The sequence below is a fragment of the Streptomyces sp. NPDC090045 genome, assembly GCF_044747975.1.
In the GTDB taxonomy this organism is placed as follows: Bacteria; Actinomycetota; Actinomycetes; order Streptomycetales; family Streptomycetaceae; genus Streptomyces.
In genome coordinates, this window is record NZ_JBIVFA010000007.1 from 172,014 (window position 1) to 194,491 (window position 22,478).

Here is a 22,478-nt window from a genome sequence, read left to right on the forward strand (position 1 = left end):
GCGGGCGAGAGTCGTCCCGGCCTGGTAAGGGGCAGCAAGATGATCGAGGCAGTCGGCCTGACCAAGCGCTACGGCGCCAAGACCGCCGTCGACCAGCTGTCCTTCCAGGTCAAGCCGGGTCACGTGACGGGATTCCTGGGGCCCAACGGCTCCGGGAAGTCCACCACCATGCGCATGATCGTGGGCCTGGACCGGCCCACATCCGGTCATGTCACGATCAACGGGCGCCCCTTCCGGGACCTCCCGAACGCCCAGCGGCACGTCGGGGCCCTGCTCGACGCCAAGGCCGTGCACGGCGGCCGCCGGGCGCGTACGCACCTGCTCTCCATCGCCCAGCTCTCCGGGATCCCGGAGAGGCGGGTGGACGAGGTCCTGGCCGTGGTCGGGCTCCAGGACGCCGCCCGGCAGCGTACGAAGGGCTTCTCGCTCGGCATGGGCCAGCGGCTCGGCATCGCCACCGCACTGCTCGGGGACCCGCAGGTGCTGCTGTTCGACGAGCCGGTCAACGGGCTCGACCCCGAGGGCATCCTCTGGGTCCGCAACCTCATGCGCCGGCTCGCCTCCGAGGGCCGCACCGTCTTCGTCTCCTCGCACCTGATGAGCGAGATGGCGCTGACCGCCGACCACCTGATCGTCATCGGCCGCGGACGGCTGCTGGCCGATATGGGCACCCGGGAGTTCATCGCGCACAACTCGGCCGGATTCGCTCGGGTGCGCGCGGCCGACACTGATCCGGATGGCCGGGAGACGCTGGGTACGACCCTCACCAGGGCGGGGGGCCGGGTCCTCCAGGAGCCCGACGGAGCACTGCGCGTGACCGGCCTGGAGCTGCCCCGCATCTCGGACCTCGCGCACGAGGCCGGCGTACGCCTGTGGGAGCTGTCACCGCACCACGCCTCGCTGGAGGAGGCGTACATGCGGATGACCCAGTCCGCCGTCGAGTACACCTCCACCGAGGACCCGCGGGCCGAGCTCTGGGAGCCCGAGCCGCTGGCCCTCCCGGCGTGGGAGGAGGAGCCGGCGGCGCCGCACGTCCCGCAAGCGGGCTTCTTCGCCCCGCCGCCGCCCGGAGCGGGCGGGCAGCCCTTCCTCATGCCCAGCAATCCCGGCGAGCTCACGAGCACCGCCAAGAAATCCCCCGAGGACACACGATGACCCCGACGACCCCGACGCCGGAGCGGCCCCGGAGCTACAGCTCTCCCCTCCCCACGCCGCGGCCGCACCTGGGGCACGCCCTCGCCTCGGAGTGGACCAAGCTGATCTCGATCCGCTCCACCATGTGGACGCTGGGCTCCCTCGTCCTCATCGTCGTCGGCGTCGGGCTGCTCTTCGTCTCGCAGACCACCGACCAGGACTACGAGGGGATCACCTTCACCACACCCGCCCTCTTCGGCCTGCTGGTGGGGGAGGTCGCGGTGATGGTCCTCGGCGTGCTGACCATCACCTCGGAGCACGGCACCGGACTGGCGCGGACCACCTTCACCGCCGCCCCGGACCGGTTCCGGGTGCTCACCGCGAAGTACCTGGTCTTCAGCGCCACGGCCTTCGTCACCACCGTGCTGTCCGTCTTCGTCGTCGGGATCGCCGCGGCGCTGGCCCACGACGGCGCCGCGGCCGGCACGCACGCCGCCCACGAATGGCTGGGCGCGCTGTTCGGCTGCCTCTACGTCACCCTGCTCGGCGTGCTCGCGCTGGCGATCGGCGCATTGGTGCGGCACTCGGCCGGGGGGATCGCCGTCATGCTCGGCCTGGTCACGCTGCCGCCGGTGATAGGGGCCATGCTCACCAGCTGGGAAGCCGTCGCGCCCGTCGGACGCATGATCCTCCAGCGCAACGTGCCGGTGGCTCTCAGCCAGCTGTTCGGCATGCGGGAGGGCGGCGACCTGGGCGTGGCCCCCAGCAACCTCTCGCACCTGCTGCTCATCGTGCTGATCACGGGCGCGGCGGTGACCGCCTCGTACCTGGCGGTCGGCCGCCGGGACGTCTAGGGCGCTCTAGTACCGGGGCGCGTTACGGGACCGCTGCACCTTCGAGGTGCGGCGGTCCTTCGCGTTCCAGCAGGCCTTGTGCCAGTGCCGCCGGTCGTCCACGCCGCCGTACTCCGGCCAGGCCACCAGGTGCGGGGTGCCGGAGGGGATCTCCTGGTCGCAGCCGGGACAGCGGTAGCGCTTGCCGGCCGCGCTGGCGCCGGCCACGTGGCGGACCTTCCAGTCCTCGCCCTGGTACTCCTCGGTGCGCTCCAGCCCGTAGCGGTCGAGGCCGGTGCCCGGGCGTTCATCCGGGGTCTCGCCGCCCCTGGGGCGGTTGTTGCGCGGTGACACGTATACCTCACGGGAGGGCGGACGGCAGTGACTTTCTCCCAGACTACGCGCAGCGAGGCCGGGTACCCGCAGGGTGGCCGAGGAAGACGGCCTCGCGAAGAGGAATGGCCCGACAATCCCAATAACTTTCCTGTCAGCCCGTGCCTTTGGCACGTGTCAGACGTTGTTGCCATAGGAAGAACCGGTCCACCTGGGGGAGGCCGCGTCAGCCGCGAGGAGGCTAAAGGCGATGCGCGTAGGAGCGTTTGTACTGGCGGCCCAGTTCCCGGGCCAGGGACAGGGAGAGGCACTGCACCGGGCGGTGCGGACCGCCGAGGTGGCCGAGGAGGCCGGGCTGGACTCGGTCTGGCTCGCCGAGCACCACTTCGTCCCGTACGGGGTCTGTCCCTCGGCGGTGACCCTGGCGGCCCTGCTGCTGGGCCGGACCCGGCGGCTGCGCGTGGGCACGGCGGTGAGCGTGCTGCCGAGCACGCACCCGGTGGCCCTCGGGGAGCAGGCGGCCCTGCTGCACCTGACTTCGGGCGGCCGTTTCACCCTCGGGGTGGGCCGCGGCGGGCCGTGGGTCGACCTGGAGGTGTTCGGGGGCGGCCTGGACGCGTACGAGAACGGCTTCCCGGAGGCCCTGGACCTGCTGCGGCGCTGGCTGACGCAGGCGCGGGTGGGAGCCGCCGGCGAGCGGTACGGCTTCCGCGAGGTGGCCGTCGTACCGCGGCCTTCGGAGGCCCTGGACGGGGACGGCGCGGGGCCGGAGGTGATCGTGGCGTGCACTTCTCCCGCGTCGGTACGGCTGGCCGCTCAGCGGGGGCTGCCGATGCTCCTCGGCATGCACTGCGGGGACGAGACCAAGGCGGAGATGGTCGCGCTGTGGCGCAGCACGGCGCTGGCGGCGGGCCACTCGCGGGATCAGGTGGCCGGCGCGGGGCACGTCTCCGCCGGGGTGTGCCAGCTCGCGGACCGCACGGCGGACGCCCGCGAGACCCTGCTCAAGGCGATGCCGGGCTGGCTCAAGCAGGGTTTGGACGCGCACGTGACGGTGGACGGACGCGCGCGCGCGATGCGGGATCCGGTCGCGTACACGGAACTGCTGTGCGACCTGCACCCGGTGGGCACCCCGGAGGTGGCGGCGGACCGGCTGGCGGCCACGTCGGCACGGACGGGCATCACGCGCTTCGCCCTCCTGACGGAAGGCTCCGGCGATCTCGCCGCGACGGAGGAGAACGTACGACGACTCGGCGTCGAGGTCCTGCCCCGCCTCGGCTGAGATCTACCGGACCTGCTCAGCAGTCCCGGAGTTCCGGCGACTGGTTGAGCAGCTGACCGCGGATCGAAGTGAACTTGGCCAGCCGGTCGTCCACCGAGGGGTCCAGCGGGAACACCGCAACCCGGTGACAGTTCTGGAAAGCCAGGCGCACTCCGAAGTGCCGCTGCAGGGCACCCCGTATCGCGTCACTCGCGAGGGCACGCAGCAGCTGCCCCCGCGCCTGCTCGTCGGGCGGCGGCGTCTGGTTGTCGGCGAACTGTCCGCCGTCCACCTTCAGCTGGGCCACCAGCGAGCTGATCATCTCCCATGCGTAGGGCAGGGAGGTCCGGACGCAGTCGACGAAAGCGGCTTCGTCGACCTCGCCTCGCTCGGCCTGTTCGAGTAGGGCCGGTGAGACGTCGAGCGACATGGGTTCTCCTCTCGCGACCCCGGCCGATTGGGTTGCCGGAGTCTTACGGGCAGGGAAGGAGATCGCGACGCAGAGTGCACGCTTCGCCACCTCCCGCTCACCACGGTAGGCGTCCCATGGGTGGCGCACCAGGAGAATGCGCATACAACGCGCCATCCGCGAAGGGGGCTTTCGGGGGCGAATCGCGTGGAGGCCCGTTGGTCGAGTAGCGTTGCCGACCATGCGTCTCGTCATTGCCCGCTGCTCCGTCGACTACGCGGGCCGGCTCACCGCCCATCTGCCCTCGGCACCCCGTCTGATCCTCGTGAAGGCCGACGGCAGTGTCTCGATCCACGCGGACGACCGGGCGTACAAACCGCTCAACTGGATGTCGCCCCCCTGCACCCTCAAGGAGGGGAGCGGTGATGACGCCGGGGTGTGGACGGTCATCAACAAGGCGGGCGAGAAGCTCATCATCACCATGGAGGAAGTCCTGCACGACTCCTCCCACGAGCTCGGCACCGACCCGGGGCTCATCAAGGACGGCGTCGAGGCGCACCTGCAGGAACTCCTCGCGGACCGCATCGAAACGCTGGGCGAGGGCTACACCCTGATCCGGCGCGAGTACATGACGGCGATCGGTCCGGTGGACATCCTCTGCCGGGACGCCTCCGGTGCGACGGTGGCCGTGGAGATCAAGCGGCGCGGCGAGATCGACGGCGTCGAGCAGCTGACCCGCTACTTGGAGCTGCTCAACCGCGATCCGCACCTGGCGCCGGTCCGGGGCATCTTCGCCGCCCAGGAGATCAAGCCGCAGGCCAAGGTGCTGGCGACGGACCGCGGGATGGACTGCGTGGTCCTGGACTACAACGCGCTGCGCGGCATCGAGGACGACAAGCTCCGCCTGTTCTGATCCCCGGCCCCGACCGGCCGCCCGGCCGACCGCCCACTGACGCAACGGCTCCGTCCCGAAGGACGGAGCCGTCGGCGTTCACGGGCCCGCGGGCGGGGAGGCGGCGGTCGCCGTGACCGCCTGGGTGGCCGTCGGCGTCGGCTCGGCGGTCTCGGTCGGCGTCGGAGTCGGCCCCGTGCTGGTCGGCGGGGGCGAAACGGACGACGGCGGCGGGGAGTTCGGCGGCGTCGGGGACGGGCGGCGGGACGGGGTGCGGCCCGGCGTGCGGCCGGGGGTCGGGGCGGCGGTGCTCTGTCCCGGCTGCACGGCCTCCGACGCCGGGGCGGAGGCCGGCGGCTCCGGTGCAGGATCGTTCCCGCCGGCGCTCGGCACGGTCGACGGGACCACGGCCGTCGGGGTCAGGGAGACCGCCGGGCTCTGCGCCGGCGGCGCGTCGTCCGAGGAACCCAGCGCCAGGGCCACGACCGTGCCCAGCGCCACCACCGTCAGCGCTCCCGCGCCGGCCAGCAGCACCAGCCGGCGCCGGCCCGCGTCCTTGGCCGGCGCGGGCGCCGGCTTGGGAAGGGCGGTGGGCGGGACCGGCTTCGGCGACAGCGGGAAGGCGTCCTCGAACACCTCCGACAGCGTCGTGGGCGGCTCCGAGCTCCGGGACACCGGCACCACCGGGGTCATCCGCGTCACCGCCTCGGCGGAGACGGGGCCCACCGGGATCACGGGGGCGACGCGGTTGGACGGGGTCCGCGCGAGGGACGCGGCCGACCGGTTCACAGCAGGGGCCGCAGGGACCGGCGAGGCCGCCGGGGCGACCGGGGTCACCGCCGTCACCGCCTCCGAAGCCGCCGCCAGGGCCGCCGGCGCCTCCAGCCTCAGCGGCGGCGACGGAGCCAGCTCTGCCGCCTCCCGGTCCACGACCAGCGCCAGCGCGCGCCGTCCGGCCACCGTGCCCCGCTTGTCCGCCAGCGCGCCCCGCAGCCCGATCGAGGTCTCCAGCTCGGCCCGCGCCCGGTCCAGGCGCCCCTCGCACAGGGCCAGCACGCCGAGCTCGTGGTGGAAGTACGCCTGCTCGGCGACCTCTCCCGCCTTGCGCGCGGCCTCCGCCCCGGAGCGCAGCACCCGCTCCCACGCCTCCCAGTGCAGCGAGCCCGCGAACGCCGGAGCCGCCGTCCGTGCCAGCAGCACCGCCGCCACCACGTCGGCGCCGGCCAGCGCCGCGAGGACCGCGTCGGCCTCGGCCGCGACCCGCTCCGGGGTCACCGAGGCGTGCCCGGTCCACCAGGCGTAGTGCCGGGCGGCCGTACGGGCCTCCTCCGCGGCGGTGTCCCCGTAGCCGACCTCCTCCAGCTGTCGCGCGACGCCGGCGGCCAGCCGGTAGCGCGTCCCGACGGGCGTCAGCAGCCCGCAGGCCAGCAGCTCGGGCACCGCCGTGTCGGCGTGGGTGTCCCCCACCAGCGCCGGCAGGTGCGCGTGGTGCGGCAGCTCCCCGCCGAGCGCGCAGGCGATCCGCAGGGCGGCCCGCGCCGACTCGCTGACCCGCGAGGCCAGCAGCTCGGCCGGGGCCGCGCCCTCGGCCAGCGTCGGCAGCGGCACCTGTGCGCGGTCGCGCGGGCGCTCGTCGAAGACGCCGGGCTCCTCCTCGTCGTCGTCCTCGACGGCGTGGTTGAGCTCGTCCCGCTGCCGCAGCAGCGCGGCGGCCTGCACGAAGCGCAGCGGCAGCCCCTCGGAGGCGAAGCGCAGGTCTCCCGCCCAGGCGGTCTCCTCGTCCGTCAGCGGCCGTCCCAGGCCCGCTTCGAGGAGGTCCACGCACTCGGTCTTGCCCAGCCCGCCGAGGAAGACCTCCTCGATGTGCGAGTCGTCGGAGGGGGACCGGGTGTCGGGGGTCGCAGCGAGCAGGTAGGCGCATTCGGGGGTGGCGCGCAGCAGCTCGTCGAGCGCGGCGCCGCCCATCTCCAGGTCGTCGAGGAGGACGACGGCGCCGATGTCCCGGACGCGGGCGAGGAGCTCGTCGCGCTCGGGGCGCTCCCCGGGAGCCTCGTACACGGTCGCGTAGAGCGTCTGGAGGAGTTCGGAGGGCTGCTGGTGCCCGTACCCGGAGAGCCGTACGACGCCGTCGGGCGCGAGGCCCGCGCACCGGGCGGCGACCGCGTCGAGCAGCACGCTGCGCCCGGATCCCGAAGGTCCGGTCAGCCGTACGGACCGGCCCCGGGCCAGCAGGCGGACGAGGCGCTCCTGCTCCTCCTCGCGGGCGAGCAGCGGCCGTACGGGGCCGGCGGGGCCCGGCAGGGCGGGCGGCCGTGCGGCGGTGTCCCGGGCGGTGCGGGCGGCCGCGTCGCGCTTGGCGGGGCGGCTCCGCTCGGTGCCGGGGCGGAGCGGCTCGATCTCGCTGCCGTCGACCGGGTTGACGGTGAGGGTGAAGTCGCCTGCGGTCAGGGTGACGACCCGCGCGGGGCCGTGTGGCATGGGTGCGGAGGCCGGGGAGGTCCCGGACGTCGGGGAGGTCCCGGAGGTCGCCGTGGGCGCGGCGGTCGCTCCGGACGGGGCCGGAGCCTGCCCGGATCCGGGCACGGACGGCGTGGAGCCGCCTGCGGGCTGCCGCCCGTCCTGCCCGGTCTGCCCCTGTATTCGGTCCATGATCCAGTCCCCCCGATCGCGGGCCGAGCGCCTCGCCGTCGTACCGCCCGGCCTCGGCGCACCCGCGGTCGCTCCTGGTCCGGTTTCCGCCCGAACCCTAGACCGTGGCCGGTCGTGCGGGAAACCGCAGGGGTGCGATCACCACCGGACCGTTACGTTTCCGCAGGAAATGCAAAGGTCAGCGGCTTGCCCGTTCAGACGCGGGGCAGGGACTCTGCTTCCAGGCCGCCCTCGATCGCGAGGATCCGGTGCAGCCGGGTCGCGACGAGCAGCCGCTGCATCTGCGGCGGCACCCCGCGCAGGACGAGGCGCCGGCCGGTCCGGCCGGCCCGCCGGTGCGCGCCCATGATCACGCCGAGGCCGGTCGCGTCCCAGGAGTCGAGCCCGGTGAGGTCGAGCACGAGGTCGCCGTGGCCGTCGTCGAGCGCGGTGTGGAGGGCCGTACGGGCGTCCGCCGCGCTGCGCACGTCGAGGCGGCCCCCGACAGCGAGTTCGGCGTGGTCGCCCCTGATGTGCATGTGTACTCCCGGCAGTGCAGTACTGCGTACGTATGGTCCGACTGGTCCGTGGTCGGCAACTCTCACTTGAACTGACTGCCCCACGGGCAGGGAAGTTGCCGACCGTGAGCGAACCGATACCTAATTCACCCTGAGGGGTGAACCAATATTCGAACGGTGGCGCTCGGCGGCCGGCCCGGGCCTCAGTGCTTGTAGAAGCCCTGCCCGCTCTTGCGGCCGATGTCACCGGCGTCCACCATCCGGCGCATCAGCTCCGGCGGCGCGAACTTCTCGTCCTGCGACTCGGTGTAGATGTTGCTGGTGGCGTGCAGCAGGATGTCGACGCCCGTGAGGTCGGCGGTGGCCAGCGGCCCCATCGCGTGGCCGAAGCCCAGCTTGCAGGCGATGTCGATGTCCTCGGCGGAGGCCACGCCCGACTCGTAGAGCTTGGCGGCCTCGACGACCAGCGCGGAGATCAGACGGGTGGTCACGAAACCGGCGACGTCGCGGTTGACGACGATGCAGGTCTTGCCGACGGACTCGGCGAACGCCCGCGTGGTGGCGAGGGTTTCGTCGCTCGTCTTGTAGCCGCGCACGAGCTCGCACAGCTGCATCATGGGGACGGGCGAGAAGAAGTGCGCGCCGACGACCCGCTCCGGACGCTCCGTCACGGCCGCGATCTTGGTGATCGGGATGGCGGAGGTGTTGGAGGCGAGGATGGCGTCCTCACGCACGATCTTGTCGAGGGCGCGGAAGATCTCGTGCTTGATCTCGATCTTCTCGAAGACGGCCTCCACGACGATGTCCACGTCGGCCACCGCGTCGAGGTCGGTGGTCGTCGTGATGCGCGCCAGCGCCGCCTCGGCGTCCTCGGCCGTCATCTTCCCCTTGGAGACGAACTTGTCGTACGAGGCCTTGATCCCGTCCGTGCCACGGGTCAGCGCGGCGTCGGTGACATCGCGCAGCACGACGTCCCAACCCGCCTGAGCGGAGACCTGAGCGATCCCGGAACCCATCAGTCCGGCACCGATGACGGCGAGCTTCCCAGCCACTGCACACCCCACGTTCTTCAAATGACCAGTCTCGAATACGGCACGGCCTCGTAGCCACTCCGGCGGAGACTAGCGCCCGGGCGGTGCGGTGTGACCGCGAAGTAACACGCGTCACGTCTCAGATGACGGACATCACACCGGTACGGCCCAGCACCCCTGCCCAGCCCTCCAGTTCGCCCGTCCTCCGGCTCGCCGCCGCCGGGGGCGGTCCGTCTACGCTGGCCGCATGGTGAACCTCACGCGCATCTACACCCGTACCGGCGACTCGGGCACGACCGCCCTCGGCGACATGAGCCGCACGGCCAAGACCGATCTGCGGATCTCCGCGTACGCCGACGCCAACGAGGCCAACGCGGCCATCGGGACGGCCATCGCGCTCGGCGGGCTGCCGGCGGAGGTCGTGAAGGTCCTGGTCCGCGTGCAGAACGACCTGTTCGACGTGGGCGCGGACCTGTGCACCCCGGTGGTCGAGAAGCCGGAGTACCCGCCGCTTCGGGTGGAGCAGTTCTACGTCGACAAGCTGGAGGCGGACTGCGACCACTTCCTGGAGCAGGTGGAGAAGCTGCGCAGCTTCATCCTCCCGGGGGGCACCCCCGGCGCGGCCCTGCTCCACCAGGCCTGCACGGTGGTCCGGCGCGCCGAGCGCTCGACGTGGGCGGCGCTGGAGGTGCACGGCGAGGTGATGAACCCGCTGACCGCCACCTATCTGAACCGTCTCTCCGACCTGCTGTTCATCCTGGCCCGGGTGGCCAACAAGGAGGTCGGGGACGTGCTGTGGGTGCCGGGCGGCGAACGGTAGCGCGCGGGGCGCCGCCGGCCGCCACCCGGCCCCGTGGCGCTATCGCTCGGTCTTCGCCAGTACGGGCCGCTCCTCCACGCCCGCAGGGGCCTTTTTCAGCCAGATCGTGTAAGCGACGGCGACCAGGGCGTGGATGCCGACCGCCCGCAGGGCGCCGAACTGCCACGCCTGGAGCGAGCTGACGTCGCCCGCGTCGCCGACGTACCAGATGGCCACCTGGAGCAGGCCGAGGGCGACCGCGGCGGCGACGAGGGTACGGACCCACAGCTTCCACTCGTGCACGGCCCGCGCCTTCCCGTACCCGGCGCCGGCCGGCTTGGGGCCCCCGGCCAGCCGGTGCGCGGCGTGCCCGTCGAGCCACTTGATCGTGTAGTGGCCGTAGGCGACGGTGTAGCCGATGTAGAGCGCGGCCAGACCGTGCTTCCAGTCCGGCTCGGCGCCGTTCTTCAGGTCGAGCGTGGTGACCACCAGCAGCACCAGCTCCATCAGGGGCTCGCACAGCAGGACCGCCGCCCCCAGCCTGGGCATCTTCGCGAGGTACCGCAGGCCCAGACCGGCCGCCAGCAGCACCCAGAAGCCGACCTCACAGGCGATGATCAGCGCGACGATCACGGGACTCTCCGTCCGCTAGGTTTCAGGTTCCCTCCCAGACTCCCGTCCCGCCGGGCCGGTCGCGTCGTCGCCGCTGACGACCTGTGCCTGCATCCTTCGATGTAGCCGCACGTCGGCCGCTCCGCCGACGTACGCGGCCCGCGCACCCTGTTGGATGGGACCGTGACCACGAAGAGCCTGCGCCCCCACCGCGACGACGTCCTGCTGGCGGTGTTCAGCGTGCTCGCGGGCCTGGTGTTCTGGTCGCTCGGGGTCTACAGCAGCGGCAACCGGCACCTCCTGCCCGACTGGGCCGCCCTGGTCCCCCTCGTGGCCCTCGGTTCGATGGAGCTGCTGCGCCGCACCATGCCGTCCGTGACCCTGATCGTCGGCACCCTCGGGGTGATCGCCGACCAGTTCACGGTCGGCAGCCTCGCCACCGTCGTGATCTTCACCGACCTGATGTACGCCGCCGTCGTGTACGGGAAACCGTCCATGGCCCGCCGGCTCCCGGTCAGCACCGGGCTGATCACGGTCATCGTCACCATCGCCTCGGTGGCCTGGCTTCGCACCCCGCAGGCCCTGCTGATCGGCGTGGTCACCGGCATCGTGAGCTTCGCCCCGGCGCTGACCGGCGCCACGCTGCGCAACCACCGCGAGGCCGCCGTGGCCGCCCGGCTGCGCGCCGAGCAGACCGCGCTGCTGGCCGAGATGGACCGCAGCCAGGCCGTGGTCGCCGAACGCGCCCGGATGGCCCGCGAGCTGCACGACATGGTGGCCAACCACCTGTCCGCCATCGCGATCCACTCCACGGCCGCGCTCTCCATCGACACGGCCGCCACCAGCCGCGAGGCGCTCGGGGTGATCCGCGAGAACAGCGTGCAGGGCCTGGCCGAGATGCGCCGCCTGATCGGGCTGCTGCGGGAGGCCGGGGCGGGGCAGGAGCCGGTCGCCGTGCCCTCGCTGGACGGTCTGGACGCCCTGGTCGGACAGGCGAGGACCAACGGCTCGGCGAGCGGGCTGGACTTCGTGCTCCACGACGAGCGGCCGCCCGGGGAGCAGACGGCGGCCCCGGTGGAGCTGGCGGCGTACCGGATCGTCCAGGAGTCGCTGACCAATGCGCTCAAGCACGCCGCCCCGGGCACGGTCACGATCCGCGTGGCGCACACGGACGGGCTGCTGACCGTGGGGGTGGACTCGCCCTACGGGGACCGGCCGGGCCCCCGCGCCCCCGGCTCCGGGGCCGGGCTGATCGGCATGCGGGAGCGGACGGAACTGCTGGGCGGAGCGTTCACGGCGGGCCGGTCCGGCGCGGTGTGGCAGGTACGGGCGACACTGCCCGCGGAGGAGAAGGCGGTGGAGGCATGACCATCCGGGTGGTGGTGGCGGAGGATCAGGGCGCGGTGCGGGCCGGGCTGGTGCTCATCCTGCGCAGCGCGGGGGACATCGAGGTGGTCGGCGAGGCCGGCGACGGGGAGGAGGCGGTCCGCCTGGCCCGGGAGCTGCGGCCGGACCTCGTCCTCATGGACGTGCAGATGCCCAGGCTGGACGGGGTGTCCGCGACGCGCGAGGTGGTCGCGGAGGGGCTGGCCGATGTCCTGGTGCTGACCACCTTCGACCTCGACGAGTACGTCTTCGGGGCGTTGCGCGCCGGGGCCGCGGGCTTCCTCCTGAAGAACGCGGACGCGGCGGAGCTGATCGCGGCGGTACGGACGGTCGCGCGCGGGGAGGGCCTGATCGCCCCGGCGGTGACCAGGCGGCTGATCGCCGAGTTCGCCGCCCCCCGGCCGGCGCGGGCGACCCCGGCGCCGGAGACGGCCGCGGCGGTGGCCTCCCTGACCCCGCGGGAGCGGGAGGTGCTGAGCGCGCTGGGCGAGGGCCTGTCGAACGCGGAGATCGCCGAGCGGCTGGAGATGGCGGAGGCGACGGCGAAGACCCACGTCAGCCGCCTGCTCGGCAAGCTGGAGCTGCGCAGTCGACTCCAAGCCGCGGTGCTGGCCCAGGAGTTGGGGATATAGCCCCGACCCCGGGCGGCACCTCGCGTACCGGTCTGGACCTCTTGACGGTTGGTCCAGACCTTTCTACGCTCGCCGCAACACTGTGGTGAGCGTGCCATGACAAAGCGTGCTCACGGGCGGCGCAGGTCCCACCCCCATGTCGAGGTCCCCCACGACCGAGACGGACCTACGGAGGATCACCCTTGAGCACAGCATCCCCACCCCGCACCAGGCGCACCCGGTTCTTCACCCGCGTCGCGGCGATCGTGGCCGCGCTCGCCCTGCCCGTCACCGGGCTCGTCGTGCTCGCCGCCCCGGCCCAGGCGGCCGCCGCCGCGACCGCGACGTACACCAAGGTCTCCGACTGGGGCACCGGCTTCGAGGGCAAGTGGGTGGTGAAGAACACCGGCACCACCACCCTCACCAGCTGGACCGTGGAGTGGGACTACCCGGCCGGCACCTCGGTCACCTCGGCCTGGGACGCCACCGTCACCAGCTCGGGCACCCACTGGACGGCCAAGAACGTCGGCTGGAACGGCACCCTCGCCCCCGGCGCGACCGCCAGCTTCGGCTTCAACGGCGCCGGCAGCGGCTCCCCCGGCGGCTGCAAGATCAACGGCGCCTCCTGCGACGGCGGCACCCAGCCCGGCGACGCTCCCCCCTCGGCTCCCGGCACCCCCACCGCGAGCAACGTCGCCGACACCTCGCTCACCCTGAGCTGGTCCCCCGCCACCGACGACAAGGGCGTCAAGAACTACGACGTCTACCGGGGCTCCGCCAAGATCGCCACCGTCACCGGCACCGGCTACGCGGACTCGGGCCTGACCAAGGGCACCACGTACACCTACAGCGTCACCGCCCGTGACACCGCCGACCAGACCGGCCCCTCCTCCGGCACGGTCTCGGTGACGACCACCGGCGGCGTCATTCCCCCGGACCCGGGCGGCAAGGTCAAGCTCGGCTACTTCACCGAGTGGGGCGTCTACGGGCGCAACTACCACGTGAAGAACCTGGTCACCTCGGGTACGGCCGGCAAGATCACCCACATCAACTACGCCTTCGGCAACGTCCAGAACGGCCAGTGCACCATCGGTGACGCCTACGCCGACTACGACAAGGCCTACACCGCCGACCAGAGCGTCGACGGCGTCGCCGACACCTGGGACCAGCCACTGCGCGGCAACTTCAACCAGCTGCGCAAGCTGAAGAAGGCCTATCCGCACATCAAGATCCTGTGGTCCTTCGGCGGCTGGACCTGGTCAGGCGGATTCCCGCAGGCCGCGGCCAACCCGACCGCCTTCGCCCAGTCCTGCTACAACCTGGTCGAGGACCCGCGCTGGGCCGACGTCTTCGACGGCATCGACCTGGACTGGGAGTACCCGAACGCCTGCGGACTGTCCTGTGACACCAGCGGCGCCGCCGCCTTCAAGAACCTGATGCAGGCGACCCGGGCCAAGTTCGGCGCGAACAACCTGGTCACCGCGGCCATCACCGCCGACGCCTCCAGCGGCGGCAAGATCGACGCGGCCGACTACGGCGGCGCCGCGCAGTACGTCGACTTCTACAACGTGATGACGTACGACTTCTTCGGCGCCTGGGCGGCGCAGGGCCCGACGGCCCCGCACTCCCCGCTCACCTCGTACGCGGGCATCCCGCAGGCCGGGTTCAACTCGGCCGACGCCATCGCCAAGCTCAAGGCCAAGGGCGTCCCCGGCGCCAAGCTCAACCTCGGCATCGGCTTCTACGGCCGCGGCTGGACCGGCGTCACCCAGGCGACCCCCGGCGGCACCGCCACCGGACCGGCACCGGGCACGTACGAGCAGGGCATCGAGGACTACAAGGTGCTCAAGACCAGCTGCCCGGCCACCGGCACGATCGCCGGTACGGCCTACGCCAAGTGCGGCAGCAACTGGTGGAGCTACGACACCCCCGCGACCATCGCCGGGAAGATGACCTGGGCCAAGCAGCAGGGCCTCAAGGGAGCCTTCTTCTGGGAGTTCAGCGGCGACACCACCAACGGTGAGCTCGCGAACGCCATCCACACCGGGCTGCAGTAGGAAAGACGGAAGCCGGGGAGACGGGTCCGCCCCCGTCTCCCCGGCTTCTTCACGTCCTGAAGGCCCTCAGGCCACGTTCACCTCCCCCAGACTTCGTCCGGGGGGACCCCCACTCAACGGGAAAGGAATTTAGGCAACATTCACCCGTTGCCCGGGAGGCGCCGCCTCCAGCCAGGCCAGGAAGCCGGTCAGCGCGTCCTCGCTCATCGCCAGCTCCAGGCGCGTCCCGCGGTGGACACAGCCGAGCACGACGGCGTCGGAGAGCAGGGCCAGCTCCTCCTCGCCCTCCGGGGCGCGGCGGGCCACGACCTCGATGGAGGAACGCTCCAGCAGCCGGCGCGGCCGGTGGGAGTACGAGAACACCCGGAACCACTCGATCCGGTCACCGCTGTAGCGCGCGACCCCGTACACCCAGCCCTTGCCGGAGACGTCGGGCTTGTCGGCCACGCCCCAGCGCATGCTGCAGTCGAAGGTTCCGCCGGACCGCTGGATGAGCCTGCGGCGCAGTCCGAAGACAAACAACCCGATCACCACCAGGGCTACGACCAGGCCGCTCACAAGCAGAGCGAGGAGCATCTTCACCGACCTCCTCGCTCATCGAATACGCATGAGAAAAAAACAGACCTGCATCGCCACAGCCGCGACCCGGTCTGGAAAATTCCAGAACGGACCGCGGCTGAGGTCTGCCGAGCCCCGGCGGTCGCCCCCCGGGTACTCAGCGGTTCAAACTCCGACGGGCGTTCAGCCCGTTACGGCGCGCAGCCGGACATCAGCGCGACGCTCGGCGGCGGCATCGGCCTCCGCCTTCGCGCGCTCCAGTGCCCGCTCCGCACGCTGGACGTCAATCTCGTCCGCGAGCTCGGCGATCTCGGCCAGCAGGGACAGCTTGTTGTCCGCGAACGAGATGAAACCGCCGTGCACCGCGGCGACGACAGTGCTGCCCTCGCTGGTGCGGATGGTCACAGGGCCCGATTCCAGCACACCGAGAAGCGGCTGGTGACCGGGCATGACGCCGATGTCGCCGGACGTGGTGCGGGCGACAACAAGGGTGGCCTCGCCGGACCAGACATTGCGGTCCGCCGCGACCAGCTCGACGTGCAGCTCAGCAGCCAAGGTGGCTCCTCGGGTCACCACCCGGCGGGTCGGCCGGGTGTTGGGTCAAATTCTAATGGGCGTGGGGAGAGGGACGGGACACACCCGCCCCTCTCCCGTGAAACCTTCGAGCCGGATGCGCCCCGCGAGGGGCGCGCCGGATCAGGAGACGCCCAGCTCCTTGGCGTTGGCCTTCAGGTCCTCGATGCCACCGCACAGGAAGAACGCCTGCTCGGGGAAGTGGTCGTAGTCACCGTCGCAGATCGCGTTGAACGCGGTGATCGACTCGTCGAGCGGAACGTCCGAACCGTCCACACCGGTGAACTGCTTCGCCACGTGGGTGTTCTGCGACAGGAAGCGCTCGACGCGACGGGCACGGTGGACAACGAGCTTGTCCTCCTCGCCCAGCTCGTCGATACCGAGGATCGCGATGATGTCCTGGAGGTCCTTGTACTTCTGCAGGATCCCCTTGACGCGCATCGCCGTGGCGTAGTGGTCCGCCGTGATGTACCGCGGGTCGAGGATGCGGGACGTCGAGTCCAGCGGGTCCACGGCCGGGTAGATGCCCTTCTCGGAGATCGGACGGGAGAGAACCGTCGTCGCGTCGAGGTGGGCGAAGGTGGTCGCCGGCGCCGGGTCGGTCAGGTCGTCCGCGGGGACGTAGATCGCCTGCATCGAGGTGATCGAGTGACCACGGGTCGAGGTGATGCGCTCCTGCAGCAGACCCATCTCGTCAGCCAGGTTCGGCTGGTAACCCACTGCGGACGGCATGCGGCCGAGCAGCGTGGAGACCTCGGAACCGGCCTGGGTGTAACGGAAGATGTTGTCGATGAAGAAGAGCACGTCCTGCTTCTGCACATCGCGGAAGTACTCCGCCATGGTCAGACCGGCCAGCGCGACGCGAAGACGCGTGCCCGGGGGCTCGTCCATCTGGCCGAAGACAAGCGCCGTCTTGTCGATGACGCCCGAGTCGGCCATTTCCTCGATGAGGTCGTTGCCCTCACGGGTACGCTCACCGACGCCCGCGAAGACCGACACGCCGTCGTGGTTGTTGGCGACGCGGTAGATCATTTCCTGGATCAGAACGGTCTTGCCGACACCGGCACCACCGAACAGACCGATCTTTCCACCCTTGACGTACGGGGTGAGAAGGTCGATGACCTTGACGCCGGTCTCGAACATCTCGGTCTTCGACTCGAGCTCGTCGAAGCGGGGCGCCTTGCGGTGGATCGGCCAGCGCTCGGTGACGTTGGCGTTCTCCTCCGGGTAGTTCAGCACCTCACCGAGGGTGTTGAACACCTTGCCCTTGGTGAAGTCACCGACGGGGACGGTGATGCCCTCGCCCGTGTCGGTCACCGGGGCCTGGCGGACCAGACCGTCGGTCGGCTGCATCGAGATGGTACGGACGAGGCCGTCACCCAGGTGCTGCGCGACCTCGAGGGTCAGGGTCTTGAGCTTGCCGTCCTCGGCCGGGTCGGTGACCTGGACCTTGAGGGCGTTGTAGATCTCGGGCATGGCGTCGACGGGGAACTCCACGTCGACGACCGGGCCGATGACCCGGGCGACGCGGCCCGTGGCGGCGGCCGTCTCAACAGTGGTCGTCATTACTTGTCACTCCCCGCGGTCGCGTCAGCCATGGCGCTCGCGCCACCGACGATCTCGCTGATTTCCTGGGTGATTTCGGCCTGGCGGGCCGCGTTGGCAAGCCGGGAGAGGCTCTTGATGAGGTCTCCGGCGTTGTCGGTCGCCGCCTTCATCGCACGGCGGCGGGCGGCGTGCTCGGAAGCGGCCGACTGCAGCAGTGCGTTGTAGATACGGCTCTCGACGTAGCGCGGCAGCAGGGCGTCGAGGACGTCCTCCGCCGACGGCTCGAAGTCGAACAGCGGAAGGATCTCGCCCTTCGTGCCGGTCTCCTCCGCAGCCTGGTCGAGGCTGAGCGGCAGCATCCGGCCGTCGACCGGGTTCTGCGTCATCATCGACACGAATTCCGTGTAGACGATGTGCAGCTCGTCGACGCCGCCCTCGGCCGTCTCCGTCTGGATGGCTTCGATCAGCGGCCCGGCGACGCGCTTGGCGTCGGCGTAGGCCGGGCTGTCGGTGAAGCCGGTCCACGAATCCGCGACCTTGCGCTCGCGGAAGCCGTAGTAGGCCAGACCCTTGCGGCCGACGATGTAGGTGTCGACGTCCTTGCCCTCAGCGCGCAGCCGCTCGGTGAGCCGCTCCGCCTGCTTGATGGCGTTCGAGGAGTAGCCGCCGGCCAGACCGCGGTCGCTCGTGATGAGCAGGATCGCGGCACGGGTCGGCGTCTCGACCTCGGTGGTCAGGGCGTGCTTGGTGTTCGAGCCGGTCGCGACCGCGGTCACCGCACGGGTGAGCTCGGTCGCGTACGGCATCGATGCCGCCACCTTGCGCTGCGCCTTGACGATGCGCGAGGCGGCGATCATCTCCATCGCCTTGGTGATCTTCTTGGTCGCCGTGATGGCACGGATGCGACGCTTGTAGACCCGGAGCTGCGCTCCCATGAGTCAGGTCCCTTCCGTCGTCACTTGGAGACGTTGACGGCCGGTGCGTCCTCGCCCAGGAGCTTGCCGTCCGAGGTCTCGAACTGGCGCTTGAAGCCGGCGATGGCGTCAGCGATCGACGTCAGCGTGTCGTCCGACATCTTGCCGCCCTCGGCGATGGAGGTGAGGAGGTCCTTGCGCTCGCGGCGCAGGTGCTCCAGCAGCTCCGACTCGAAGCGACGGATGTCGTTGACCGGGACGTCGTCCATCTTGCCGGTGGTGCCGGCCCAGACGGAGACGACCTGCTCCTCGACGGGCATCGGCTGGTACTGGCCCTGCTTCAGCAGCTCGACCAGGCGCTTGCCGCGCTCCAGCGAAGCCTTCGAAGCGGCGTCCAGGTCGGAACCGAAGGCGGCGAACGCCTCCAGCTCACGGTACTGGGCAAGGTCCAGGCGCAGACGGCCGGAAACCTGCTTCATGGCCTTGTGCTGGGCGGAGCCACCGACGCGGGAGACCGAGATACCGACGTTCAGCGCCGGGCGCTGGCCCGCGTTGAACAGGTCGGACTCCAGGAAGCACTGGCCGTCGGTGATGGAAATGACGTTGGTCGGGATGAACGCCGACACGTCGTTCGCCTTGGTCTCGACGATCGGCAGACCGGTCATCGAACCGGCGCCCATGTCGTCGGACAGCTTCGCGCAGCGCTCCAGCAGACGGGAGTGCAGGTAGAAGACGTCGCCCGGGTACGCCTCACGGCCCGGCGGGCGGCGCAGCAGCAGCGACACGGCGCGGTAGGCGTCGGCCTGCTTCGACAGGTCGTCGAAGATGATCAGGACGTGCTTGCCGGCGTACATCCAGTGCTGGCCGATGGCGGAACCGGTGTACGGCGCCAGGTACTTGAAGCCGGCCGGGTCGGACGCCGGGGCGGCGACGATCGTCGTGTACTCGAGCGCGCCCGCGTCTTCCAGCGCGCCGCGGACCGACGCGATGGTCGAGCCCTTCTGGCCGATGGCGACGTAGATGCAGCGGACCTGCTTGTTCACGTCACCGGAGCGCCAGTTGTCGCGCTGGTTGATGATCGTGTCGACGGCCAGGGCGGTCTTACCCGTCTGACGGTCGCCGATGATCAGCTGACGCTGGCCACGGCCGACGGGGACCATCGCGTCGATGGCCTTGTAGCCGGTCTGCATCGGCTCGTGGACCGACTTGCGGACCATGACGCCGGGGGCCTGCAGCTCGAGGGCGCGGCGGCCTTCGGTCGCGATCTCGCCGAGACCGTCGATCGGGTTGCCGAGCGGGTCGACGACGCGGCCGAGGTAGCCCTCGCCGACGCCGACGGAGAGCACCTCACCGGTGCGCTGCACCGGCTGGCCCTCCTCGATACCGCTGAACTCGCCGAGGACGACCGCACCGATCTCGCGCTCCTCGAGGTTGAGGGCGAGACCGAGGGTGCCGTCCTCGAACTTCAGCAGCTCGTTCGCCATGGCGGAGGGCAGGCCCTCCACCTTCGCGATGCCGTCGCCGGCAACGCTGACCGTTCCGACCTCCTCGCGCGAGGCCGCGTCCGGCTGGTACGACTGGACAAAGTTCTCCAGTGCGTCCCGGATCTCCTCCGGCCGGATCGTGAGCTCCGCCATCTGGGTTCCCTGCTCTCCTTGTTGGGCCTGAAGCTTCTTAGGGGTCTGGGGGCGACCCCCAGGAATCTTCTGCAAGTTCTGCACGGCCCAACCGGGCCGCTAGGAATGCTTTGTACTTTTGGTGGCTGGTCAGCCGGCCATGCGGCGGGACGCCTCTGCGAGGCGGTCCGCGATGGTGCCGTCGATGACCTCGTCGCCGACTCGCACCGAGATCCCGCCGAGGACCTCGGGGTCCACGTCGAGGTTCAGGTGCATCTGGCGGCCGTACAGCTTGGCCAGCACCGCGCCGAGACGCGTCTTCTGCACGTCGCTGAGCGGAACCGCGCTGGTCACGGTGGCGACCATGCGGTCACGGCGCTCGGCGGCGAGCTTGGAAAGGGACTCGAGTCCCGCTTCCAGGCTACGTCCACGCGGGTGCGTGACGAGACGGATCACCAGGCGCTCGGTGACGGCGTTCACCTTGCCGCCGAGCAGGCCGCGCAGCAGCTCGCTCTTGGCGGAGGCGGTCGCCGCGCGGTCGGTCAGCGCGGAGCGCAGCTCGGTGCTCGAGGAGACGATCCGGCCGAACCGGAACACCTCGTCCTCGACGTTGTCGAGCGCGCCGCCCTGCTGGGCCGCCGTGAGGTCGGCGGTGGCCGCCAGCTCCTCCAGCGCGTCCACCAGGTCGCGGGACTGCGACCAGCGGGACCGGACCATGCCGGACACCAGGTCGAGGGTCTCCCCGCCGACCTGGCCGCCGAGCAGCCGACCGGCCAGCTCGGCCTTGGCCTCGCCGGACTGCGCCGGGTCGGTGAGGACCCGACGCAGCGAGACCTCACGGTCGAGCAGCGCGGTGACGGCAGCCAGCTCACCGGCGAGCTTCGCCGCGTCGACGGACGTGTTGTCCGTCAGCGCGTCGAGACGCTCACGCGCGGAGGCCAGCGCCTCGCGGCTCGCTCCGTTCATCGGGCCGCCTCGGCCTTCTCCTCGAGCTCGCTGAGGAAACGGTCGATGGTGCGGCTCTGCCGGGCGTGGTCCTCAAGGGACTCGCCGACGAGCTTTCCGGCCAGGTCGGTGGCGAGCTTGCCCACGTCCTGACGCAGCGCCTGGGAAGCGGCCTTGCGGTCCGCCGCGATCTGGGCGTGGCCGGCAGCGATGATCTCCTCACGCTGCCGCTGGCCCTCTGCGCGCAGTTCTTCCTTGAGCGCAGTGCCCTGCTCCAGCGCTTCCTGGCGCAGGCGCGCGGCCTCGTGCCGGGCTTCGGCGAGCTGGGCCTTGTACTGCTCCAGGACGCTCTGGGCCTCGGTCTGGGCGGCTTCCGCCTTCTCGATACCGCCCTCGATCGCCTCGCGGCGCTCTTCCAGAACCTTGTTGATGTTCGGGAGGAGCTTCTTCGCGAGGAAACCGAAGACGATGACGAAGGCGATCAGACCGATGACGAGCTCGGGGATCGGCGGAACGAGGGGGTTCTCTCCACCCTCAGCCGCGAGAACCAGGAGGTTCACATCAGTGCCTTTCGTCGGTTCGGACTAGTGATCGCGGTTCGTCAGCTGTAGACGAACGGCATGACCAGACCGATGAGGGCGAGCGCCTCACAGAAGGCGAAGCCGAGGATCTGGTTGGCGCGGATCAGACCGGCAGCCTCGGGCTGACGGGCGAGGGCCTGCGTGCCGTTACCGAAGATGATGCCGACGCCGACGCCGGGGCCGATGGCCGCGAGACCGTAACCAACGGAGCTGAGGGAGCCGGTGACGGCGGCAAGGGTCTGGGACATGCCAGTTCTTCCTTCTCTTTCACGGACCGGTGGGGGTTGGCCACCGGACGAATACGGGGGGCTAAGCGGGGCGGGTCTGGCTCAGTGGTGCTCGGCGAGCGCGCCCTGGAGGAAGCTGCAGGCCAGGAGGACGAAGACGTACGCCTGGACAGCCTGGATGAAGAGCTCGAACGCGGTCATCACGATGACCATGACGAACGAGACGCCCGCGTACGCGATGCCGATCCCGTTCAGCAGGTACCAGCTGGCGATGGTGAACAGCAGCAGCAGGGTGTGACCGGCGAACATGTTCGCGAACAGTCGGACCGCGTGGGTGAAGGGGCGCACCAGGACGTTCGAGAAGAACTCGATGACCATGACGAGCGGAAGAACCGGGCCGAGCGACTTGTCGTAGCCGGTGAGGTTCTTGAAGCCGCCGACGAAGCCGTGACGCTTGAACGTCACGCTCATCCAGATCACGTAGACGATCAGCGCGAGGCCGGCCGGGTACGCGATGATCGCGGTCACCGGGAACTGGGCGAGCGGGATGATCGACCAGAGGTTCATGACCCAGACGAAGAAGAAGATGGAGACCATCAGGGGGACGTACTTCTCCCCCTCCTTCTTGCCGAGCGTCTCGTAGACGATGCCGCGGCGCACGAAGTCGTAGCCGGCCTCGGCAACCATCTGCAGCTTGCCCGGGACGACCTTCGGCTTCCGGAACGCAGCCCAGAAGAAGCCGACGATGATGACCGAGCCCAGCAGGGCCAGGAGCATCGTCTTGTTGAAGTACAGGTTGCTGTCCGCGTCGCCGAAGATCGGCTGGAACAGGAACGAGTGCAGGCCGGGAGCCGGGAAGCCACAACCGTCGAAGATGTGGCAGTCGGTCTCGAAGGCGAGCACCGTCGTCGGGTCAGCACTCACCGCGGGCTCCTTCAGCGTGGCGCATAGGTACGGCAACCTCGTTGTGTCGGCGCGGCGCACAGCCGCTGTTCGGCACTGGACTGGTGTT

23 protein-coding genes are annotated in these 22,478 nt (G+C 70.7%); 8 read left to right on the forward strand and 15 right to left on the reverse strand.

The window, feature by feature from the left end:
• Positions 1-39 precede the first annotated feature (39 nt).
• Complete coding sequence (locus ACIPYQ_RS20455; RefSeq protein WP_361754931.1) at positions 40-1,155, forward strand: ABC transporter ATP-binding protein; 1,116 nt, start codon at positions 40-42, stop codon at positions 1,153-1,155.
• Complete coding sequence (locus ACIPYQ_RS20460; RefSeq protein ID WP_361754928.1) at positions 1,152-1,988, forward strand: ABC transporter permease; 837 nt, start codon at positions 1,152-1,154, stop codon at positions 1,986-1,988. The genes ACIPYQ_RS20455 and ACIPYQ_RS20460 overlap by 4 nt, the downstream gene beginning before the upstream one ends.
• Before the next feature lie 6 nt (positions 1,989-1,994).
• Here the strand turns inward: ACIPYQ_RS20460 and ACIPYQ_RS20465 are convergent, their stop codons facing one another.
• The gene (locus tag ACIPYQ_RS20465) at positions 1,995-2,321 is read right to left on the reverse strand and encodes an ATP/GTP-binding protein (protein WP_150259404.1); all 327 of its coding nucleotides are present in this window, start codon (positions 2,319-2,321) and stop codon (positions 1,995-1,997) included.
• 229 nt (positions 2,322-2,550) lie between these two features.
• On the opposite strand from ACIPYQ_RS20465, the gene ACIPYQ_RS20470 reads away from it, so the two are divergent.
• On the forward strand, positions 2,551-3,582 hold the full coding sequence (locus ACIPYQ_RS20470) for an LLM class flavin-dependent oxidoreductase (RefSeq protein WP_361754925.1): 1,032 nt from the start codon (positions 2,551-2,553) through the stop codon (positions 3,580-3,582).
• 16 nt (positions 3,583-3,598) lie between these two features.
• Here ACIPYQ_RS20470 and ACIPYQ_RS20475 read toward each other — a convergent pair whose 3' ends face one another.
• Positions 3,599-3,991 (reverse strand): SCO5389 family protein, encoded by a 393-nt coding sequence (locus ACIPYQ_RS20475; protein ID WP_030660337.1) that lies wholly within the window; start codon positions 3,989-3,991, stop codon positions 3,599-3,601.
• A 220-nt stretch (positions 3,992-4,211) separates the two neighbouring features.
• Between ACIPYQ_RS20475 and nucS the strand changes: the two genes are divergently transcribed.
• Positions 4,212-4,883, forward strand: a complete 672-nt coding sequence (nucS, locus tag ACIPYQ_RS20480; RefSeq protein WP_361754922.1) for an endonuclease NucS — start codon at positions 4,212-4,214, stop codon at positions 4,881-4,883.
• 78 nt (positions 4,884-4,961) lie between these two features.
• Here the strand turns inward: nucS and ACIPYQ_RS20485 are convergent, their stop codons facing one another.
• The 3 genes from ACIPYQ_RS20485 to ACIPYQ_RS20495 all read right to left on the reverse strand — a co-directional run bounded on the left by ACIPYQ_RS20485 (position 4,962) and on the right by ACIPYQ_RS20495 (position 9,060).
• Positions 4,962-7,511: an ATP-binding protein gene (locus tag ACIPYQ_RS20485; protein WP_401252984.1), complete on the reverse strand. Its 2,550-nt coding sequence runs from the start codon at positions 7,509-7,511 to the stop codon at positions 4,962-4,964.
• A 194-nt stretch (positions 7,512-7,705) separates the two neighbouring features.
• Complete coding sequence (locus tag ACIPYQ_RS20490; protein ID WP_030153791.1) at positions 7,706-8,029, reverse strand: STAS domain-containing protein; 324 nt, start codon at positions 8,027-8,029, stop codon at positions 7,706-7,708.
• A 182-nt stretch (positions 8,030-8,211) separates the two neighbouring features.
• Positions 8,212-9,060, reverse strand: coding sequence for a 3-hydroxyacyl-CoA dehydrogenase family protein (locus ACIPYQ_RS20495; RefSeq protein WP_319724631.1), 849 nt, complete (start codon positions 9,058-9,060; stop codon positions 8,212-8,214).
• A 226-nt stretch (positions 9,061-9,286) separates the two neighbouring features.
• On the opposite strand from ACIPYQ_RS20495, the gene ACIPYQ_RS20500 reads away from it, so the two are divergent.
• Positions 9,287-9,859: a cob(I)yrinic acid a,c-diamide adenosyltransferase gene (locus ACIPYQ_RS20500; protein WP_361754915.1), complete on the forward strand. Its 573-nt coding sequence runs from the start codon at positions 9,287-9,289 to the stop codon at positions 9,857-9,859.
• Positions 9,860-9,898: 39 nt separating this feature from the next.
• On the opposite strand, the gene ACIPYQ_RS20505 is transcribed toward ACIPYQ_RS20500, so the two are convergent.
• Positions 9,899-10,471, reverse strand: a complete 573-nt coding sequence (locus ACIPYQ_RS20505; protein WP_401252989.1) for a hypothetical protein — start codon at positions 10,469-10,471, stop codon at positions 9,899-9,901.
• 162 nt (positions 10,472-10,633) lie between these two features.
• Between ACIPYQ_RS20505 and ACIPYQ_RS20510 the strand changes: the two genes are divergently transcribed.
• The 3 genes from ACIPYQ_RS20510 (at position 10,634) to ACIPYQ_RS20520 (ending at position 14,504) form a co-directional block, all read left to right on the forward strand.
• On the forward strand, positions 10,634-11,818 hold the full coding sequence (locus ACIPYQ_RS20510) for a sensor histidine kinase (protein ID WP_401252992.1): 1,185 nt from the start codon (positions 10,634-10,636) through the stop codon (positions 11,816-11,818).
• Complete coding sequence (locus ACIPYQ_RS20515) at positions 11,815-12,468, forward strand: response regulator transcription factor (protein WP_361754906.1); 654 nt, start codon at positions 11,815-11,817, stop codon at positions 12,466-12,468. The genes ACIPYQ_RS20510 and ACIPYQ_RS20515 overlap by 4 nt, the downstream gene beginning before the upstream one ends.
• A 182-nt stretch (positions 12,469-12,650) precedes the next feature.
• Positions 12,651-14,504 carry a glycosyl hydrolase family 18 protein gene (locus ACIPYQ_RS20520; RefSeq protein ID WP_401252994.1) on the forward strand — a complete coding sequence of 618 codons (1,854 nt, stop codon included), beginning with the start codon at positions 12,651-12,653 and terminating at the stop codon, positions 14,502-14,504.
• Between the two features lie 129 nt (positions 14,505-14,633).
• Here the strand turns inward: ACIPYQ_RS20520 and ACIPYQ_RS20525 are convergent, their stop codons facing one another.
• The 9 genes from ACIPYQ_RS20525 to atpB form a co-directional block, all read right to left on the reverse strand.
• Positions 14,634-15,080: a DUF2550 domain-containing protein gene (locus ACIPYQ_RS20525; protein WP_327416472.1), complete on the reverse strand. Its 447-nt coding sequence runs from the start codon at positions 15,078-15,080 to the stop codon at positions 14,634-14,636.
• A gap of 165 nt (positions 15,081-15,245) precedes the next feature.
• Positions 15,246-15,617, reverse strand: coding sequence for a F0F1 ATP synthase subunit epsilon (locus ACIPYQ_RS20530; protein ID WP_361754900.1), 372 nt, complete (start codon positions 15,615-15,617; stop codon positions 15,246-15,248).
• Positions 15,618-15,758: 141 nt separating this feature from the next.
• The gene (atpD, locus tag ACIPYQ_RS20535) at positions 15,759-17,201 is read right to left on the reverse strand and encodes a F0F1 ATP synthase subunit beta (RefSeq protein ID WP_361754897.1); all 1,443 of its coding nucleotides are present in this window, start codon (positions 17,199-17,201) and stop codon (positions 15,759-15,761) included.
• On the reverse strand, positions 17,201-18,118 hold the full coding sequence (locus ACIPYQ_RS20540; protein ID WP_361754894.1) for a F0F1 ATP synthase subunit gamma: 918 nt from the start codon (positions 18,116-18,118) through the stop codon (positions 17,201-17,203). Before ACIPYQ_RS20540 ends, atpD begins: the two co-directional genes overlap by 1 nt.
• 20 nt (positions 18,119-18,138) lie before the next feature.
• Positions 18,139-19,734 carry a F0F1 ATP synthase subunit alpha gene (gene atpA / locus ACIPYQ_RS20545; protein WP_314244060.1) on the reverse strand — a complete coding sequence of 532 codons (1,596 nt, stop codon included), beginning with the start codon at positions 19,732-19,734 and terminating at the stop codon, positions 18,139-18,141.
• Positions 19,735-19,863: 129 nt separating this feature from the next.
• A complete protein-coding gene (locus ACIPYQ_RS20550) occupies positions 19,864-20,679 on the reverse strand; it encodes a F0F1 ATP synthase subunit delta (protein ID WP_401253000.1) in 816 nt (271 codons plus the stop codon).
• A complete protein-coding gene (locus tag ACIPYQ_RS20555) occupies positions 20,676-21,218 on the reverse strand; it encodes a F0F1 ATP synthase subunit B (protein ID WP_401253003.1) in 543 nt (180 codons plus the stop codon). Before ACIPYQ_RS20555 ends, ACIPYQ_RS20550 begins: the two co-directional genes overlap by 4 nt.
• A gap of 41 nt (positions 21,219-21,259) precedes the next feature.
• A complete protein-coding gene (gene atpE / locus ACIPYQ_RS20560) occupies positions 21,260-21,487 on the reverse strand; it encodes an ATP synthase F0 subunit C (RefSeq protein WP_030386954.1) in 228 nt (75 codons plus the stop codon).
• Positions 21,488-21,568: 81 nt separating this feature from the next.
• Complete coding sequence (atpB, locus tag ACIPYQ_RS20565) at positions 21,569-22,405, reverse strand: F0F1 ATP synthase subunit A (RefSeq protein ID WP_401253419.1); 837 nt, start codon at positions 22,403-22,405, stop codon at positions 21,569-21,571.
• Positions 22,406-22,478 lie beyond the last annotated feature (73 nt).